Annotated in this window: 17 protein-coding genes; 10 read left to right on the plus strand and 7 right to left on the minus strand. The window is 64.2% G+C overall.

Annotation, left to right across the window (positions count from 1 at the left end; all coding sequences use genetic code 11):
• Positions 1-151: 151 nt before the first annotated feature.
• Genes QWZ03_RS17700 through QWZ03_RS17710 form a run of 3 tightly spaced genes read left to right on the plus strand, consistent with a single transcriptional unit; the run spans position 152 to position 2,504 of the window.
• Positions 152-754 carry a hypothetical protein gene (locus tag QWZ03_RS17700; RefSeq protein ID WP_290333934.1) on the plus strand — a complete coding sequence of 201 codons (603 nt, stop codon included), beginning with the start codon at positions 152-154 and terminating at the stop codon, positions 752-754.
• Entirely contained in the window at positions 751-1,779 is a 1,029-nt protein-coding gene (locus QWZ03_RS17705) for a sensor histidine kinase (RefSeq protein ID WP_290333935.1), read from the plus strand. Before QWZ03_RS17700 ends, QWZ03_RS17705 begins: the two co-directional genes overlap by 4 nt.
• Positions 1,776-2,504, plus strand: a complete 729-nt coding sequence (locus QWZ03_RS17710) for a LytR/AlgR family response regulator transcription factor (protein WP_290333936.1) — start codon at positions 1,776-1,778, stop codon at positions 2,502-2,504. The genes QWZ03_RS17705 and QWZ03_RS17710 overlap by 4 nt, the downstream gene beginning before the upstream one ends.
• Positions 2,505-2,643: 139 nt before the next feature.
• Here QWZ03_RS17710 and grxD read toward each other — a convergent pair whose 3' ends face one another.
• From grxD to QWZ03_RS17725, 3 genes are all read right to left on the minus strand, one after another.
• On the minus strand, positions 2,644-2,958 hold the full coding sequence (gene grxD, locus QWZ03_RS17715) for a Grx4 family monothiol glutaredoxin (RefSeq protein ID WP_284195636.1): 315 nt from the start codon (positions 2,956-2,958) through the stop codon (positions 2,644-2,646).
• Between the two features lie 105 nt (positions 2,959-3,063).
• Positions 3,064-3,582 (minus strand): methylated-DNA--[protein]-cysteine S-methyltransferase, encoded by a 519-nt coding sequence (locus tag QWZ03_RS17720; protein WP_290333937.1) that lies wholly within the window; start codon positions 3,580-3,582, stop codon positions 3,064-3,066.
• A complete protein-coding gene (locus tag QWZ03_RS17725) occupies positions 3,579-5,021 on the minus strand; it encodes a DNA-3-methyladenine glycosylase 2 (RefSeq protein ID WP_290333938.1) in 1,443 nt (480 codons plus the stop codon). The genes QWZ03_RS17720 and QWZ03_RS17725 overlap by 4 nt, the downstream gene beginning before the upstream one ends.
• Before the next feature lie 159 nt (positions 5,022-5,180).
• On the opposite strand from QWZ03_RS17725, the gene QWZ03_RS17730 reads away from it, so the two are divergent.
• On the plus strand, positions 5,181-5,945 hold the full coding sequence (locus QWZ03_RS17730) for a hypothetical protein (RefSeq protein ID WP_290333939.1): 765 nt from the start codon (positions 5,181-5,183) through the stop codon (positions 5,943-5,945).
• Between the two features lie 180 nt (positions 5,946-6,125).
• On the opposite strand, the gene gatB is transcribed toward QWZ03_RS17730, so the two are convergent.
• From gatB to gatC, 4 genes are read right to left on the minus strand one after another with little or no spacing between them, the layout of a single operon-like run.
• Positions 6,126-7,550 (minus strand): Asp-tRNA(Asn)/Glu-tRNA(Gln) amidotransferase subunit GatB, encoded by a 1,425-nt coding sequence (gene gatB / locus QWZ03_RS17735; protein WP_290333941.1) that lies wholly within the window; start codon positions 7,548-7,550, stop codon positions 6,126-6,128.
• 59 nt (positions 7,551-7,609) lie between these two features.
• Positions 7,610-9,058, minus strand: coding sequence for an Asp-tRNA(Asn)/Glu-tRNA(Gln) amidotransferase subunit GatA (gatA, locus tag QWZ03_RS17740; RefSeq protein ID WP_290333942.1), 1,449 nt, complete (start codon positions 9,056-9,058; stop codon positions 7,610-7,612).
• A complete protein-coding gene (lpcA, locus tag QWZ03_RS17745) occupies positions 9,055-9,645 on the minus strand; it encodes a D-sedoheptulose 7-phosphate isomerase (RefSeq protein WP_284195642.1) in 591 nt (196 codons plus the stop codon). The genes gatA and lpcA overlap by 4 nt, the downstream gene beginning before the upstream one ends.
• Positions 9,642-9,929 (minus strand): Asp-tRNA(Asn)/Glu-tRNA(Gln) amidotransferase subunit GatC, encoded by a 288-nt coding sequence (gene gatC, locus QWZ03_RS17750; RefSeq protein ID WP_290333943.1) that lies wholly within the window; start codon positions 9,927-9,929, stop codon positions 9,642-9,644. Before gatC ends, lpcA begins: the two co-directional genes overlap by 4 nt.
• A 257-nt stretch (positions 9,930-10,186) precedes the next feature.
• On the opposite strand from gatC, the gene QWZ03_RS17755 reads away from it, so the two are divergent.
• From QWZ03_RS17755 to QWZ03_RS17780, 6 genes are all read left to right on the plus strand, one after another.
• Positions 10,187-11,230: a rod shape-determining protein gene (locus tag QWZ03_RS17755; protein ID WP_284195644.1), complete on the plus strand. Its 1,044-nt coding sequence runs from the start codon at positions 10,187-10,189 to the stop codon at positions 11,228-11,230.
• Positions 11,231-11,312: 82 nt separating this feature from the next.
• Positions 11,313-12,218 (plus strand): rod shape-determining protein MreC, encoded by a 906-nt coding sequence (gene mreC, locus QWZ03_RS17760; protein ID WP_290333944.1) that lies wholly within the window; start codon positions 11,313-11,315, stop codon positions 12,216-12,218.
• Positions 12,218-12,730 carry a rod shape-determining protein MreD gene (gene mreD / locus QWZ03_RS17765; protein ID WP_284195646.1) on the plus strand — a complete coding sequence of 171 codons (513 nt, stop codon included), beginning with the start codon at positions 12,218-12,220 and terminating at the stop codon, positions 12,728-12,730. The genes mreC and mreD overlap by 1 nt, the downstream gene beginning before the upstream one ends.
• A complete protein-coding gene (gene mrdA / locus QWZ03_RS17770; protein ID WP_290333947.1) occupies positions 12,727-14,679 on the plus strand; it encodes a penicillin-binding protein 2 in 1,953 nt (650 codons plus the stop codon). Before mreD ends, mrdA begins: the two co-directional genes overlap by 4 nt.
• The gene (gene rodA, locus QWZ03_RS17775) at positions 14,669-15,769 is read left to right on the plus strand and encodes a rod shape-determining protein RodA (protein ID WP_290333948.1); all 1,101 of its coding nucleotides are present in this window, start codon (positions 14,669-14,671) and stop codon (positions 15,767-15,769) included. Before mrdA ends, rodA begins: the two co-directional genes overlap by 11 nt.
• On the plus strand, positions 15,766-16,791 hold the full coding sequence (locus QWZ03_RS17780) for a septal ring lytic transglycosylase RlpA family protein (protein WP_290333949.1): 1,026 nt from the start codon (positions 15,766-15,768) through the stop codon (positions 16,789-16,791). Before rodA ends, QWZ03_RS17780 begins: the two co-directional genes overlap by 4 nt.
• Positions 16,792-16,799 lie beyond the last annotated feature (8 nt).

A 16,799-nucleotide genomic window follows, 5' to 3' on the forward strand; every position in this document is an offset into this window, starting at 1 on the left:
AGTAGGACGCATGCTAACGCCTACGGCCAGGTCGGGCAAAATCCCGGTTTTATCGTAAGCTTGCCGGTATCCATCGCAGCCTGTCTCCTCCATGCGTCTGACCTTACCTAGAGTCCCTCCTGTGCTTCATCAACTCACGGGAGATCCCATCATGCAAATCAAGGCTTTGTTGTTGTCGGTTGCTGTCGCTGGCGCATTGAATGTACCGCTCGCGGCTGCAGAACGGCCCGGCGTACCCGCCGGCTGGAGTGCTGCTGGCCAGGTCGGCAAGCAGTTCGAGGTAGGGTATGACGAGCAGGAGGGGGCGGTTTACCTGCGCTCGCTGGGCGAGCCGGGCGAGCAACTGGGCGGCCTGACCCAGACCATCGATGCCAAGCCCTATCTCAGGCAGACCCTGATGCTGAGCGCCGAGGTCAAGACGGAAGACCCGAAAGTGCGGGCGGAACTGTTCATGCGGACGGTAGGCGCCAAGCCGGGAGCACAGGGGGGTGAGTCGGTGAATTCCGGCGCAGGTTGGAATGCCGGCAAGGAATGGACCGAAACCAAGGTGCAGGTGGGCGGCATGGTGGACGAGCAGACCCGCTCGCTGGATTTTGGGCTGGTGCTGCAGGGCAAGGGCAAGGTCTGGATACGCAATGTCCGCCTGGTGCCGCTCGGCCCGGTGGTGGTGCAGGCCAGCAATATGCCGCTGCACATGGCCATTGATGTTGCACCCAGCGTGGGCCGCCCAGTGAATCTGACGCTGCGGCCATGATCCATCATCCCTATGCGCCGTTCACTGCGGCGGCCAGCCTGGCAGCGCTGCTGATGGCGCTGCTGGCATACGCACTGGCCTGGTTCTGGCCGGCGGGCTTCTCCGCCGATCTGGCGGCATTGCTGCTGGCCTATGCGCTGGCGCTGGGCGTGCTGCAACTGGCGCGTCGCTGGCCGGCCCCTGCCGTCATGCTGGTGGCACTGGCGGCGGCGCTGGGCCTGGGTGCCTGGGTAGGCGGGTTGGTGGCGGAATATTTGCGCCAGCACGCCCTACTGGCATCCCGCCCACCCGGGCGCAGCCAGGTGTATGCGCTGCTTGCGCTGTGCCTGTTGCTGCTGCCCGGTGTGGTAAGGCGCTGGCAGCGCTGGCGTGAAGAGGCGCTGCTGGCAGCCCAGGCCGAGCGCCATGCCGCCGAGCGCACGCTGCTGGAGGCACAGCTGGCCGCGCTGCAAGGCCAGATAGAGCCGCACTTTCTGTTCAACACTCTGGCCAATGTGCAATACCTGCTGCGGCGCGATGCGCCACTGGCAGATCAGATGCTGGCCAGGCTGCTGGCCTACCTGCGGGCGACGCTGCCCGAAATTCGCCAGGTGGAGGTCAGGCTGGGGGAGGAGCTGGAACGGGTGCGTGCCTACCTCGATATCATGCAGATACGCATGGGTGAGCGGCTGGCCTTTCAGATCGCCTGCCCGCCGGAGCTGGAAGCGGCGCAGCTGCCGCCGCTGGCGCTGGCCACCCTGGTGGAGAACGCGCTCAAGCATGGCCTGGAAGGCAAGCCCGGCGGCGGCAGTGTGACGATTACTGCCGTCCAGGCCGATGCGCAACTGCAATTGAGCGTGGCGGACAATGGCCTGGGTTTTCATGAGACCGGGTCGCGCCATGGTGGTGTGGGCTTGCGCAACCTGCGGCAAAGGCTGCTTGCACTATATGGCGCCCAGGGGGAGTTGGTGCTGGAAGCCAGGCCCGAAGGCGGTGTGCTGGCGACCCTATGCCTGCCCCTGGTCCATGCCAAGGATGGCGTATGAAAGCCAGGGCGATCATTGCCGAGGACGAGCCACTGCTGCGCGCAAGGCTGCGGGAAGCGTTGGCCGCGCTGTGGCCGGACCTGGAAATCGTGGCGGAAGCCGAGGACGGCCTGGCCGCCGTGATCGCACTCAATCAGCTGAGGCCGGATATCGCTTTTCTCGATATACGCATGCCCGGTGCATCCGGCATGGAGGTGGCGCGCTCGGCATCCGGCCTTTGCCATGTGGTGTTTCTGACCGCTTACGACGATTACGCCATCCAGGCATTTGATGCCGGCGCCGTGGATTACCTGCTCAAGCCGCTGGATCTGGCACGCCTGGCGACGGCGGTGACCCGCCTGCAGCAGCGCCTGCTGCAAGCCCCTGCCGACCTATCCCACTTGGCACAGCGGTTGCAGGAGCCGGGCTGGCTGCGCTGGATACATGCGGCCTGCGGCTTGCAGATGCGCATCATCCCGGTGGAGGAGATTGCCGGCTTTGTGGCGGAGGCCAAATACACCCGCCTGCTGGGTGTCGGCTTTGACGCCCATATCCGCAAGACCATCAAGGAGCTGGCCGCCAGCCTGGAGCCAGAGCGGTTTTGCCAGATCAGCCGGGGGGCAGTGGTGAACCTGGGGCGGGTGGAAAAACTGACGCGTGATGGCAGCGGCGGCATGCGGCTATGGGTGGAAGGGACAGAATTGGTGGTCACCCAGCCCTATCAGCATCTGTTCAAGCAGATGTAGCGTCGATGCACTGCCGGAGTGCCCATCATGGGCGAGGGACAGTGCAGGCGCCAGTGGACGGGCAAGCAGCCTGAACCTGCAGACCCAAAGACAAAGAGCCGGCATGAGCCGGCTCTTTGCATGGGGGGCAGAACAGCGCTTAGCTGGTCAGGCCTTCCAGCAGCTTCTGCAGTTCGCCGCTCTGGTACATCTCGCCCACGATGTCCGAACCGCCGACGAATTCGCCACGGATATAGAGCTGGGGGATGGTGGGCCAGTTGGCGAATTCCTTGATGCCCTGGCGGACTTCATCGTCGGTCAGCACATTGACGGCAGCAAAATTCACATTGCAGGCCTTGAGTATGCTGACTGCCTTGGCCGAGAAGCCGCACTGCGGGAAGGTGGGCGTCCCCTTCATGTACAGCACGACCGGGTTTTCGGTGACGGTTTGGCGGATTTTTTCCTGGGTATCCATGACACTCCTCGCAGGCCATCGGGCGGCCGGTTGCGTAATAGCTGATTAATTCAGTCGGGAATTTTACGCGGTGGCTGGTGTGGCCGGCAAGCCTGCTGAGCGGTTTCAGTCAAACAGCGCCAGGTTGCTGCCCGGCTGCGGCTTGTGCTGGCGCTCGAACGCCAGCAAGGCCTGCTTGCGTGGCAGGCCGCCGGCGTAGCCGGTCAGCGAGCCATCACCGCCGATGACGCGGTGACAGGGCACGATCAGGCCGATGGGGTTGGTGGCGTTGGCACGCCCCACCGCACGGGCGGCACCGGGCTGGCCCAGGGCCTGCGCCAGCTCACCATAACTGATCGTCTCGCCATAGGGTATCTGTACCAGGGCCGCCCAGACTGCGTGCTGGAAAGGCGTGCCGCTGGGCGCCAGCGGCAGCGTGAACTGCTGCCGGGTGCCTGCCAGGTATTCGCGCAACTGGGCCATCACCGCCGCCAGGCGGGGGGCGTCGTGCCGTGCGCCTGCGGCAACGGCCGTGGCTTCGGCATGGTCGAAGAAGCTCATGCTCAGCAAGCCACCCTGGCCGTTGACCTGCGCCACCATGCGGCCGAAGGGCGAGTCCATGGCGTCCCAATAGCGGTCGCTCATGCTGCCTCCTCGCTGGCCAGGGGTTTGAGGCTGGCCCACAGGCGGGCGGTGGCCAGGCTGCGATGCGGGGCGTAGCAGGCCATCAGCGCCTGGGTCTGGGCGGCATCGGGCCGTTGTGGCAGGGCAAACTGGCGCTGCAGGGCGGCGACCAGGCCGGCGTCGCCCACCGGCACGCAGTCGGCAAAACCTGCCCCCCGCAGCAGCGTGTATTGCGCCGTCCAGGGGCCAATACCGCGCAGGGCGGTGAGTCGCCGCAAGGCGGCCGGTGCCGATTGATACGGCAGTTGCTCGATATCGATGCCATGCTCGACCAGATGCCGGGCCGTGTCGACCAGATAGCTGGCCTTGGAGCGGGAAAACTTGCGCTCGCACAGCAAGGCCGGGTCCAGCGCCGCCACGGCAGCAGGGCTGGGATGGGCCTGCATGCCTTCGCCGGCATCAGCGCCCGCCAGCAGGATGACCTGCCGGCGCAGCTGGCCGGCAAACGTCAGGTTCACCTGCTGGCCGACTATGGCCCACACCAGGGCCTCCCACACGCTGGCACTGAGCGGGAACACCAAGCCCGGTTGGCTGGCCTGCAGTTGCAAGGCTTGCGGGTCGCTCAGGGTTTCTTCCTGCGGGCGCCATAGACCCAGGCAGCGCAGTGCGGCTTGGTGGGCGGCCGCCATGGTGGCCGGCACCAGCCTTTGTTCGCTGGCGACTTCGCAATGGGCCTGGCCCGGCACCAGGGTCAGGCTCAGCCGGATGGCCTGCCCCTGGACCAGCATGGCCTTGCAGAGGTGGTTGCCACTGCGCCGCTCGGCGGGGCCGTCAGGGTCGCGGCCCAGGTAGGCCAGCACCTCTGCGCTGCGGTAAGCCTGCGGCAGGCGCAGGGTGAAGCGGCTGCCGGCCAGCATGCTGCGGTAGCCGCCCGGTGTCATGCCTTGCTCGGCCAGGAACTGGCGGTGGAAGGTGGCTTCACTGCGATAGCCCACGGCGTAGGCGATATCGGCGATGGCGGCGTCGGACGCTTGCAGGTGTCTGAGGGTGGCCAGCTGGCGGGCATGGCGCAGCAGGGCTGCCGGGCTGGTATGGCCATGCTCACGGCAAAGGGTGCCGAGCTTGGTACGGGATACCCCGGCCAGGCGGGCCAGTGCAGCCGGGTCGGCCACTTCGCTGCAGTCGGCCAGCAGGCGAGTCTGCAAGCCTTCATAGATGGCTTCGTCGCTATCCTGGCCCCGGTAGAACAGATCGGGCCGGCAGCGCAGGCAGGGGCGCAGTCCGGCAGTACGGGCAGCCGCCTCATCGGCAAAAAAGCGCACATTCGCCAGCTTGGGCTTGCGCGCAGGGCAGGATGGCAGGCAATAGATGCCCGTGGTCAGCACCCCTGTCAGAAAACGGCCGTTGTAGCGGACATCGCGGTCCAGTATGCGCTGGTAGCGCTCGGTATCGGTAACCATGGCGGCAGTCTAGCGCGAGCTGGGGGTTTGCGACTGTCATCGCTGACGCTGGAATTGGCGGTAGCCAGATCGGCTGCAATCAGTTCAGTTTGCGTTAACCCGATCAGGCGCTCAATGCCGTTCAAGGTACTACAACCCCGAACGGCCAAGGAGGCTGAAATGAACACCAAGAAGCTGATCGCCCTGTTGCTTGCCACCGCCTCGCTCGGCGCCCTGGCCCAGCGTGGCAACCTGGTTGAGATCCAGGTGGAAGACCGTTACGGTCGTGACTACCGTGAATACCAGCACCGTGGCAGTGCCTGGGTGGCAGGCGAGCAAGGCGAGGCCTATCAGGTAAGGCTGCGCAATCTTACCGACGAGCGGGTGCTGGTGGTGCTGTCGGTCGATGGTGTCAACGCCGTCAGTGGCGAGACTGCCGGCTACCAGCAGACCGGCTATGTGCTGGAACCCCACGGTGACACCGTGGTGTCGGGCTGGCGCAAATCCATGGGCAGCGTAGCCCGTTTCTACTTTACCGACCTGGGTGACAGCTACGCTGCCCGTACCGGCAGGCCGGACGAAGTAGGCGTGATTGGCGCCGCCGTGTTCCGCGAGCGCCGCTATATTCCACCCGTGGTGATCGCCCGTGATCGCGATGCCAGGGCCATGGAAGAGAGCTCACCGCGAGCCAAGTCGGCGCCGTCCGCCGCGCCGCAGATGGGTACCGGCCACGGTGAGATCGAGGACTCGCAGGCTCGCCGCACCCGGTTCGAGCGGGCCAGCACCCAGCCATCCGACCGCCTAGCCTTGCGCTACGACAGCCGCCGCAACCTGGTGGCAGCCGGGGTGATACCGGGCCGTCGCCATCAGCGCGACGAACCCAACCCCTTCCCGCAGGAAGGCTTCACCCCCGACCCACCGCGTTACGGTTGGAATCGCCGGTGAGAGCCTGTTATGGGCTTGAGTCTGGGATGGGTGATGACGTGAGCAGCAGGCGCCAGGGGAACCCTGGCGCTGGACGCCAGCGCAGCCTGAACCGGTAGGCTCTTCTTTGATTTATTCCACACCCCCCGCCCTCGCCGCCGTGATGGGAGTCCACGTTGCGAGGTGCGTGGGGTGTGAGCGTCAGTCCAGCTTGCGCTTCAGTACTTCGTTCACCTGCGCCGGGTTGGCCTTGCCCTTGCTGGCCTTCATGCATTGGCCGACCAGGGCGTTGAAGGCTTTTTCCTTGCCGGACTTGTACTCTTCCACCATGGCGGCATTGGCGGCCAGTACTTCGTCGATGATGGCTTCGATGGCGCCGGTGTCGCTTTCCTGCTTGAGCCCATCGCGTTCGATGATGGCATCGGCGCTGTCACCCGCTTCCCACATCTTTTTCAGCACATCCTTGGCGGTCTTGTTGTTGATGGTGCCATCCATCACGCGGCGTATCAGCAGCGCCAGGGCGTCGGCGGCAACCGGGCTGTCGGCGATGTCGCGCTCTTCGCGGTTCAGCGTGGCCGAGATTTCGCCCATGATCCAGTTGCTGGCCAGCTTGGCATCGGCACCGGCAGCCACGGTGGCTTCGTAGTAGCTGGCCATGGCCTTGCTGGAAGTCAGGGTGGCGGCATCGTAGGCAGGGATGCCGTATTGCGACTGGAAGCGGGCCTGCATGGCTTCCGGCAGCTCGGGCAGCTCGCTGCGCACCCGCTCTATCCAGGCCTCGTCTATCACCAGCGGCGGCAGGTCCGGGTCGGGGAAGTAGCGGTAGTCATGTGCATCTTCCTTGCTGCGCATCATGCGGGTCTGGCCGCTCTCGGTGTCGAACAGCACGGTGGCCTGCTGGATCTTGTGGCCGTCTTCGATCTGTTCGATCTGCCACTGCACTTCGTACTTGATCGCCTGTTCCATGAACTTGAAGCTGTTCAGGTTCTTGATTTCGCGCCGGGTGCCGAATTCCTTCTGGCCCAGCGGGCGTACCGAGACGTTGACGTCGCAGCGGAAGCTACCTTCCTGCATATTGCCGTCGCAGATACCTATCCAGGTCACCAGGCTGTGCATGGCCTTGGCATAGGCGATGGCTTCGGCGGCCGAGCGCATTTCCGGCTCCGAGACGATCTCCAGCAAGGGTGTGCCGGCACGGTTCAGGTCGATGCCGCTCATGCCGTGGACGGCATGCACCGATTTGCCGGCGTCTTCTTCCAGGTGTGCGCGGGTCAGGTTGATCACCTTGTCCTGATCGCCTACCCGTATGGTGACCTGGCCACCCTCGACCACCGGCACTTCAAACTGGCTGATCTGGTAGCCCTTGGGTAGATCCGGGTAGAAGTAGTTCTTGCGGGCGAAGATGGACTTGCGGTTGATCTTGGCGCCGATGGCCAGACCGAACTGTATGGCTTTTTCCACCGCCGCGCGGTTCATCACCGGCAGCACGCCGGGCAGGGCGATATCCACCGCACTGGCCTGGGTATTGGGCTCATTGCCAAACGTGGTGCTGCTGGCCGAGAAGATTTTCGACTGGGTCGAGAGCTGGGTATGGATTTCCAGCCCGATAACGACTTCCCATTGCATCTTGCGTATTCCTTCCATGACTGGGCCGCCGGGGCGGCCTGTCGATTGATCCCTGTTGCTTACAGTGCCGGCGCGCGGGTGTGCCAGTCGGTGGCCTGCTGGAACTGGTGGGCCGCATTGAGCAGGCGCGCCTCGCTGAAATAGTTGCCTATCAGCTGCAGGCCCACCGGGCGGCCGTTGGCGCCAAAGCCCACCGGGTGGGCAATGCCGGGCAGGCCAGCCAGGTTGACGCCCAGGGTGTAGATGTCGGCCAGGTACATGGCAATCGGGTCATCGCCCTTCTCGCCCAGGTTCCAGGCCACCGTGGGGGCAGCCGGAGCGGCAATCACGTCGCATTGGCCAAAGCCGGCCTGGAAATCCTCGGACAACAGGCGGCGGACCTTCTGGGCCTTGAGGTAGTAGGCGTCGTAATAGCCATGGCTGAGCACATAGGCACCAGTCAGGATGCGGCGCTTCACTTCCCAGCCAAAGCCTTCGGCGCGGCTCTTTTCGTACATGTCGTTCAGGTCCGTGTACTCGGCAGCGCGGTGACCATAGCGCACGCCATCGAAACGGCTCAAGTTGCTGGACGCTTCGGCCGGGGCAATCACATAGTAGGCGGGGATGGCCAGTTCGGTACGTGGCAGGCTGATTTCCACCACCTCGGCACCCAGCTTGCGGTACTCGGCCAAGGCCGATTCGATGGCGGCGGCCACGTCGGCCGCCAGGCCGGCACCGAAGTACTCGCGCGGCATGCCGATGCGCAGTCCCTTGAGTGGCTGGTTCAGATCGCGGCTGTAATCTTCCTTGGCCATTTCCAGGCTGGTGGAATCACGCACATCGTGGCCGGCCATGACATTGAGCATCAGGGCACAGTCTTCTGCAGTCTGGGCAATGGGACCGCCCTGGTCCAGGCTGGAGGCATAGGCGACCATGCCGTAGCGGCTGACCACGCCATAGGTGGGCTTGAGCCCGGTGACGCCGCAGAAGGCTGCCGGCTGGCGGATGGAGCCGCCGGTATCGGTGGCCGTGGCGGCCGGCGCCAGGCGTGCAGCAACGGCTGCTGCCGAACCGCCGGAACTGCCGCCGGGGACGGCATCCCTGTCCCAGGGGTTGCGTACTGCGCCGTAGGCACTGTTCTCGTTGCTCGAGCCCATGGCGAACTCGTCCATATTGGTGCGGCCCAGCGTGACCAGGCCAGCTGCCGTGCAACGCTCCACTACGCCTGCGTCATAGGGCGAGACAAAATGCTCCAGCATCTTGGAGCCACAGGTGGTCTTCCAGCCCTCGGCGCAGAAGATGTCCTTGTGGGCAATGGGCACGCCGGTCAGCAGGCCGGCATTGCCGGCAGCGCGGCTGGCATCAGCCTTGCGGGCCATGGCTAGCGTCAGCTCGCGGTCCACCGTGATAAAGGCATTGAGCGCGCCCTGGGCGCCTTCTATCCTGGCCAGGTAGTCACTGGCCAGTTCGACTGCGGAGGTCTTGCCGGCGGCCAGCAGGTCGGCGGCTTGCTTGAGTGTGTAAGTCATGGCTGTTCTGTATACCCCATTCCCCGCTCGACCATGTCGATCAGGATGTGGATGACCTTGATGTGGATTTCCTGGATACGATCGGCATAGCCGAAGTGCGGCACGGTGATCTCGGCGTCACCCTGGCCCTTGAGCTGGCCGCCGTCCTTGCCCAGCAGCAGCACGACGCGCATCTGTTGTTGCCGGGCGGCTTCGACGGCGCGCAGGATGTTGCGTGAATTGCCGCTGGTGCTGATGCCCACGAACACGTCGCCGGCCCGGCCTACGCCTTCGATAAAGCGCGAGAACACAAACTCGAAGCCGTAATCGTTGCCCACGCAGCTGAGGTGGGAGGGGTCGGATACGGCGATGGCGCCCAGGGCCGGGCGGTTGTCGCGGTAGCGGCCGGTCAGCTCCTCGGCAAAGTGCATGGCATCGCAATGCGAGCCGCCGTTGCCAGCCGAGATTACCTTGTGGCCGGCGCGAAAGGCCTCGACCAGCAACTGGCCGGCCGACTCGACCGAGGCGATGAACGCCTCGTCGGCCAGCACGCGGGCCAGCAGGGCATGCCCCTCGGCCAGGGTGGCGCGGATATGCGCGGCGCTCATTCGATGACCTTGGGCACCAGGTAGAGGCCGTCTTCCACTGCCGGGGCCACGGCCTGGAAGGCGGCGCGGCGATTGGTCTCGGTGGCGACGTCCTCGCGCAGGCGCAGGGCCACGTCGCGAGCGTGGCTCATGGGCTCGACGCCTTCCGTATCAATGGCTTGCAGCTGTTCTATCAGGCCCAATATGCCATTGAGTTTCTGCTCGACCTCGGCGACTTCGGTGTCATTTACCTGCAGACGCGCCAAGCGGGCGATGCGTCGCACATCGGCTTGTGTCAGAGACATGGTCAAAACCCTTCAAATCTTTAGTTTTGCAAGGCTATTAGGGTAACATACCGGGTTTACCGCACCCAAGCCTTGGGGAAGCGCGCGACTGCGCAGGCAGGCACGCAAGGCGTTGACTCCCAAGGACAAAAGCAAGAGCACGGTAAGCCATGTTGCACTGCGAGGTGTGGCTGGTGAACAAACCCATATAGAGCGTGGTCTGTCCCCGGGCAGACCCCCGGGGCATGGCGCCCCAAGACACAGCATACGGACATCTCATGATCGGTTCTCTCAGCGGTTATTTCTCCAACGACCTCGCCATCGACCTTGGCACGGCCAACACCCTGATCTTTGTCTCCGGCAAGGGCATCGTGCTGGACGAACCCTCGGTGGTAGCCATACAGCAGGAAGGCGGCCCCAGCGCCAAGAAGACCATCCTGGCCGTGGGGGCAGAGGCCAAGAAGATGCTGGGCCGTACCCCGGGCAGCATTACCGCCATCCGGCCGATGAAGGACGGCGTGATTGCCGATTTCACCATCACCGAACAGATGCTCAAGCAGTTCATCAAGAAGGTGAACCCCAGCCGCCTGTTTGCCGCCAGCCCCCGTATCGTGATCTGCGTGCCCTGTGGTTCCACCCAGGTTGAGCGCCGTGCCATCAAGGAATCGGCGCTGGGCGCCGGTGCCCGCAAGGTTGAACTGATCGAGGAGCCCATGGCTGCCGCCATCGGCGCCGGCCTGCCGGTCGAAGAGGCTACCGGCTCCATGGTGGTCGATATCGGTGGCGGTACCACCGAAGTGGGCGTGATCTCGCTGGGCGGCATCGTGTACGCCAACAGCGTGCGGGTGGGTGGCGACAAGTTCGACGAAGCCATCATCAACTACATCCGCCGCAACTACGGCATGCTGATTGGCGAAACCACGGCGGAAGAGATCAAGAAGCGCATCGGCTCGGCCTTCCCTGGCGCCGAAGTGCGCGAGATGGAAGTGAAGGGCCGCAACCTAGCCGAGGGTATCCCCCGCTCGTTCACCATTTCGTCGAACGAAATTCTGGAGGCCCTGACCGAGCCGCTGAACCAGATCGTCTCGGCGGTGAAGCAGGCGCTGGAACAGACCCCGCCGGAACTGGGCGCCGACATTGCCGACAAGGGCATGGTGCTGACCGGCGGTGGTGCGCTGCTGCGTGACCTGGACCGCCTGCTGATGGAAGAGACCGGTCTGCCGGTCATCGTGGCCGATGATCCTCTGACCTGCGTGGTGCGCGGTTCGGGCAAGGCCCTGGAGAAGATGGACAAGGTCGGCACGATCTTTACTAACGACTGATACAGCGTGAGGAGCGAAGGGTGAGGTGTGGAGAGCCAGCTCTTCCACGCATCGCCCTTTGCGCCTTGCCCCTCACCCTGACATGCAAGCCACTACCCAACCTGTCTTCTTCAAGCAGGGCCCCAAGCCATTCAGCCTGTTGCTGATCTACGCCTCGCTGTCGCTCACCCTGCTGGTAGTGGATGTGCGCTGGCAGATACTGCAGCCGGTGCGCGAGACCGTATCGGTAGCGTTGTATCCGCTGCAGTGGCTGGCGACCGCCCCTATCTCCGCCGCCCAGCAGGTGGGCGACTATTTTGTGTCGCAGACGGCCTTGCAGCGGGAGAACCGCAAGCTGCAGGACGACAAGCTGCTGGCCAGTTCCGAACTGATGCGCCTGCAGGCGCTGCGGCAGGAGAACACCCAGCTGCGTGCCCTGCTGTCTACCCGGGCGGCCCACCAGGGCAAGGGCACGCTGACCGAGGTGCTGTATAACGACCGCGATCCGTTTACCGCCAAGCTGGTGGTGGATAGAGGCGAAAGCAGCGGGGTGAGGCTGGGCCAGGTGGTGATAGACCCCCAGGGGGTAGTCGGCCAGGTGACGCGTTTGCAACCGCTGACGGCCGAGGTGACGCTGATCTCCAACAAGGGCCATACCGTGCCGGTGCAGGTGGTGCGCAACGGTGTGCGGGCCGTGCTGTACGGCTTGGGCCCGGAAAACCCGCTGGAAGTGCACTGGATGCCGCTTAACGCCGACATACGCAGTGACGATGTGCTGGTGACTTCCGGCATCGATGGCACCTACCCGCCCGGCCTGCCCGTGGCCCGGGTCAAGCGGGTGGATCGCAATGCCGGTTCGGCCTTTGCCCGCATCAGCTGCGAGCCGGCTGCCGATATCGACAAGCACCGCTTCCTGCTGATACTGGACGAACGCCGGGATCAGCCCGCCAGGCCGGTGGAGCAGGCCGCCAAGCCCGCCCGTCGCGGCGCCCACAAGGAGCCTGCCTGATGCCGGTATCCAGCCAACTGCTCAAGCCGGTCAAGCGCAGTTTTATCGTCTTTACCTTTATCGTGGCACTGACCCTGGCGCTGATACCCTGGGGCCCCATGGTGCGTGCCTTCCTGCCCGATTTCGTGGCACTGACCCTGCTCTACTGGTGCATGAACCAGCCGCGCCATGTGGGCGTGGGCTGGGCCTTCTGGCTGGCCATGCTGCTGGATATCGCCGACGGCAATGTGTTTGGCCAGCATGGCCTGGCCTACTGCGCAACCAGCTGGTTCGTGCTGGGGCGGCATCGCCAGCTGGGCATGTTCCCGCTGTGGCAGCAGGCCCTCTATGTGGCGCCCCTGCTGCTGGCCAACCAGCTCATCATGCTGCTGGTGCGCATGGCGACGGGCAGCGGTTTTCCGGGCTGGAGCTATTTTGTCGGCACCCTCTCGGGCGCCCTGCTGTGGCCCCTGCTGAGCCAGTTGCTGCAGGCACCGCAGCGCGTGGATAAACCAGCCGAAATCCAGTCATGAGCCGTCGCACCGTATTGCGCGACCACCACGGCGAGCGCTACAGCTTCCAGTTGCGCCTGGTGGTGGTCATCACCGGCGTGCTGATCGGCTTCGCCATCCTGCTCAGCCGCTTTGTCTACCTGCAGGTGATGAAGCACGACAAGTATCACACCCTGGCCGAGAGCAACCGCATCTCGCTGGTGCCCATCCCACCGTCGCGCGGCATCATCACCGACCGCAACGGCGTGGTACTGGCCCACAACTATTCGGCCTACACGCTGGAAATCACCCAGTCCAAGCTGGGCGAGAAGCTGGACGCCACCATAGACCGGCTGGCCGAGTTCATCGATATCACGGCCAAGGACAGGCGCCGGTTCAAGAAGCTCCTGGATGAGAGCAAGGATTTCGAATCCCTGCCCATCAAGACCCGGCTCAGTGATGCAGAAGTGGCCCGCTTTGCGGCCCAGGCTTTCCGCTTCCCCGGGGTGGAGGTCAAGGCGCGCTTGTTCCGCCAGTACCCCATGGGCGAATCCGCCTCGCACCTGGTGGGCTATATCGGCCGGCTCAACGATGGCGACCTGAAACGGCTGGATGCCGATGGCCGCTTGCCCAACTACAAGGGCACCGACCATATCGGCAAGTTCGGCCTGGAACAGAGCTATGAGCAGGTGCTGCATGGCACCACCGGCTATGAGCAGGTCGAGACCGATGCGGGCGGCCGGGCCATACGGGCGCTGAACAGCACCCAGGCCACGCCGGGCAACAATCTGGTGCTGACTGTGGATATCAAGCTGCAGCAGGTGGTGGAGCAGGCATTTGGCGAACGCCGTGGTGCCCTGCTGGCCATAGAGCCCAGCACCGGCGGCATACTGGCCATGGTGTCGCGGCCTGGCTTCGACCCCAATCTGTTTGTCGATGGCATCGACCCGGTATCGTGGAAGGAGCTCAACGACGCGACCTCCCGGCCACTCAACAACCGCGCCATCCAGGGCCTGTATCCACCTGGCTCCACCTTCAAGCCATTTATGGCGCTGGCCGCGCTGGAGACCGGCAAGCGCCGCCCCAGCGATGCCATCTCCGACCCCGGCTATTTCATCATGGGTAACAACCGCTGGCGCGACGATGCGGTCCACGGCCATGGCATGGTCGATATGCACAAGTCTATCGTGGTCAGCTGCAATACCTATTACTACCGCTTGGCCAACGATATGGGCATAGACGCCATCTCCAACTTCATGGGGCCGTTGGGCTTTGGCAGCCGTACCGGGGTGGACCTGCCAGGCGAGAAGGAAGGCATACTGCCCTCGCAGGCCTGGAAGCGCCGCGCCTTCAAGCGCAAGGAACAGCAGCGCTGGCTGGCGGGCGATACGATTTCCATCGGCAACGGTCAGGGCTTCAATACCTATACCATCATCCAGATGGCGCAATCGACGGCCACCCTGGTCAACAACGGCGTGCAGTACCGCCCCCACCTGGTGCAATACATAGAGGACAGCGTCAGCCGCGAGCGGCGTGCCTTGGAGACGGTGCCGGCCAAACAGCTGCCCTACAAGCCCGAGCATATCGAAGTCATCAAGCAGGCCATGGTGGCCACCAATATGCAGGGGACGTCATCCACCGCCTTCCGGGGCGCACCCTATACGTCGGGCGGCAAGACCGGCACGGCCCAGGTCTACAGCCTCAAAGGCGCGAAGTACAATGCCAGTTCCACCCGAGAGGAACTGCGCGACCACGCCCTGTTCATCGCCTTTGCCCCGGCCGACAAACCGCGTATCGCCCTGGCCATGATCGTGGAGAACGCCGGCTTCGGTGCCGCGCATGCCGCGCCCATTGCCCGCAAGGCCTTCGACTACTACCTGCTGGGCAAGCTGCCCAGCCAGGAAGCCAAGCCCGCAGCCGGGGCGGTGGCGCCCGCTGCCGAAGCGCAGGCGCCGATACCGGAAATCACGAGTCACAGCCATGCTGATTAAGCGACTGATCAAACGTTTCGTCGACCCTATCGACCCCTGGCTGTTGCTGTTCGTGGCCCTGCTGGTCGGTGTCAGCCTGATGACCATTTTCTCGGCGTCCAACCAGAGCTTCGACAAGATCAACAGCAAGCTGGTCTCGGTGGTGGTGGCGCTGTCTGCCATGTGGGTGGTATCCAACCTCAAGCCGGTGCAGCTGATGTGGCTGGCGCCGCCGCTGTATACCTTCGGTATGGTGCTGCTGATTGGGGTGGCGCTGTTCGGCGACATCACCAACGGCGCACGTCGCTGGCTGGACATAGGCGTGGCCCGGATACAACCGTCAGAGCTGATGAAGCTGGCTGTACCCATGATGCTGGCCTGGTACTTCGACCGGCACGAGGCCAGCCTCAAGCTCAAGCATTTTGCCGTGGCTGCCGTGCTGATAGGCATGCCCATGGCGCTGGTGCTGAAGCAGCCTGACCTGGGCACGGCCTTGCTGATAGGGGCTGCCGGCTTCTATGTCCTGTTCTTTGCCGGCCTCTCCTGGCGCATCATCCTGGGCGGCCTGGCCGGGCTGGCGGTCGCCATCCCCTTTGTGATCTGGCCGCTGATGCATGATTACCAGCGCGAGCGGGTGATGACCATGATCGATCCCATGGCCGATCCGCTGGGCAATGGCTACCACATCATCCAGTCCACCATTGCCATCGGCTCTGGCGGGGTGTTCGGCAAGGGCTGGCTCAAGGGCACCCAGACCCACCTGGACTTCATACCTGAGCGCACCACTGACTTCGTGTTTGCCGTCTATGCCGAGGAATTCGGCCTGATAGGCAATATCCTGCTGCTGATACTGTATCTCTGCGTCATCGGCCGTGGCCTGATGATTGCCAATAACGCTTCCAGCCTGTTTGGCCGATTGCTGGCCGGCGCGTTGACGCTGTCCTTCTTTACCTATCTGTTCGTCAATATGGGCATGGTGTCGGGCATCCTGCCGGTGGTGGGTGTGCCACTACCGTTGGTCAGCTACGGGGGTACCGCCATGCTGTCCATCCTCATCGGTTTCGGTATGCTGATGGCTATTCAGCGTGACCGAAAGTTGATGAAGAGTTGACGATACGACATCTAGTACTCTGCGGCTGCCTGCTGGCAGCCGGCTGTGCCAGCTACCAGCCCCTGCCGCCTGCCACACCCAGCAAGCCGGCCGAACCTGCACGCCCGCCTGTGGCGGCCAACCCCAAGCCTGCCCTGCCGCCGGCCAAGCCCGAACAGATACCGCAGCAATATGGCGGCTATTACCAGGACGATGGCCCCATTCTGGACGTGCCTTACGATCTGGATGCCCTGACCGAGCCGGAAGCCCGGCCCGAGCCCTTGCACCGTTATGCCAACCGGCCTTACACGGTGCTGGGCAAGAGCTATACCCCACGCAAGACCTATGGCGAATTCAGCCAGCAGGGCATGGCCTCCTGGTATGGCAAGAAGTTCCACGGCAAGCGTACGGCTAGCGGCGAGCCCTACGATATGTTCAAGCTGACTGCCGCCCACCCCACCCTGCCTATACCCAGCTATGCCAGGGTGACCAGCCTGAGCAACGGCAAGTCGGTGCTGGTGCGTATCAATGACAGGGGGCCATTCCACAAGGGGCGGGTAATCGATCTGTCCTATGCCGCTGCCTACCGGCTGGGCTACCACAATGGCGGTAGCGCCCAGGTCAAGGTAGAGGCGGTTGCACCCGGCGAGACCCAGCCAGCTCCTCTGCCCGAGACGGCGCTGCTGCAGGCGGTAGAGGCGGCAGCCGGCACCTTGCCGGTACGCGATGAGCGCACCACGGCGGTGGACCCGCTGGCCCGGCTGGCCAGCAATCTGGCGGACGAACCCATGCCGGCACCACCGATAGAGACCCGTGCCGAGCAGCGCTGGGTGCAGCTGGGGGCCTTCGGCACCCAGACGACAGCCGAGGCTTTTCGCGACAAGGTGACGGGCACGCTGGGTTGGCTACCGGCGCCGGTGGTAGAGAACAGCGGCGCTATCTGGCGGGTAAGGGTAGGCCCGTTCGACAGCCGGCAGGCGGCGCAGCAGGCAGCCGACCGGATCGCCAACGAGGCGGATCTGCGGCCGGTGGTGATGCGCTAAAACCTGGG

The organism is Chitinimonas viridis, assembly GCF_030409555.1.
GTDB lineage: Bacteria > Pseudomonadota > Gammaproteobacteria > Burkholderiales > Chitinimonadaceae > Chitinimonas > Chitinimonas viridis.

Excerpts from the sequence above, each read along its gene's own strand:
- QWZ03_RS17700 (WP_290333934.1), top strand. The coding sequence starts at position 152 with ATGCAAATCAAGGCTTTGTTGTTGTCGGTTGCTGTCGCTGGCGCATTG.
- QWZ03_RS17705 (WP_290333935.1), top strand. The coding sequence starts at position 751 with ATGATCCATCATCCCTATGCGCCGTTCACTGCGGCGGCCAGCCTGGCA.
- QWZ03_RS17710 (WP_290333936.1), top strand. The coding sequence starts at position 1,776 with ATGAAAGCCAGGGCGATCATTGCCGAGGACGAGCCACTGCTGCGCGCA.
- grxD (WP_284195636.1), bottom strand. The coding sequence starts at position 2,958 with ATGGATACCCAGGAAAAAATCCGCCAAACCGTCACCGAAAACCCGGTC.
- QWZ03_RS17720 (WP_290333937.1), bottom strand. The coding sequence starts at position 3,582 with ATGAGCGACCGCTATTGGGACGCCATGGACTCGCCCTTCGGCCGCATG.
- QWZ03_RS17725 (WP_290333938.1), bottom strand. The coding sequence starts at position 5,021 with ATGGTTACCGATACCGAGCGCTACCAGCGCATACTGGACCGCGATGTC.
- QWZ03_RS17730 (WP_290333939.1), top strand. The coding sequence starts at position 5,181 with ATGAACACCAAGAAGCTGATCGCCCTGTTGCTTGCCACCGCCTCGCTC.
- gatB (WP_290333941.1), bottom strand. The coding sequence starts at position 7,550 with ATGCAATGGGAAGTCGTTATCGGGCTGGAAATCCATACCCAGCTCTCG.
- gatA (WP_290333942.1), bottom strand. The coding sequence starts at position 9,058 with ATGACTTACACACTCAAGCAAGCCGCCGACCTGCTGGCCGCCGGCAAG.
- lpcA (WP_284195642.1), bottom strand. The coding sequence starts at position 9,645 with ATGAGCGCCGCGCATATCCGCGCCACCCTGGCCGAGGGGCATGCCCTG.
- gatC (WP_290333943.1), bottom strand. The coding sequence starts at position 9,929 with ATGTCTCTGACACAAGCCGATGTGCGACGCATCGCCCGCTTGGCGCGT.
- QWZ03_RS17755 (WP_284195644.1), top strand. The coding sequence starts at position 10,187 with ATGATCGGTTCTCTCAGCGGTTATTTCTCCAACGACCTCGCCATCGAC.
- mreC (WP_290333944.1), top strand. The coding sequence starts at position 11,313 with ATGCAAGCCACTACCCAACCTGTCTTCTTCAAGCAGGGCCCCAAGCCA.
- mreD (WP_284195646.1), top strand. The coding sequence starts at position 12,218 with ATGCCGGTATCCAGCCAACTGCTCAAGCCGGTCAAGCGCAGTTTTATC.
- mrdA (WP_290333947.1), top strand. The coding sequence starts at position 12,727 with ATGAGCCGTCGCACCGTATTGCGCGACCACCACGGCGAGCGCTACAGC.
- rodA (WP_290333948.1), top strand. The coding sequence starts at position 14,669 with ATGCTGATTAAGCGACTGATCAAACGTTTCGTCGACCCTATCGACCCC.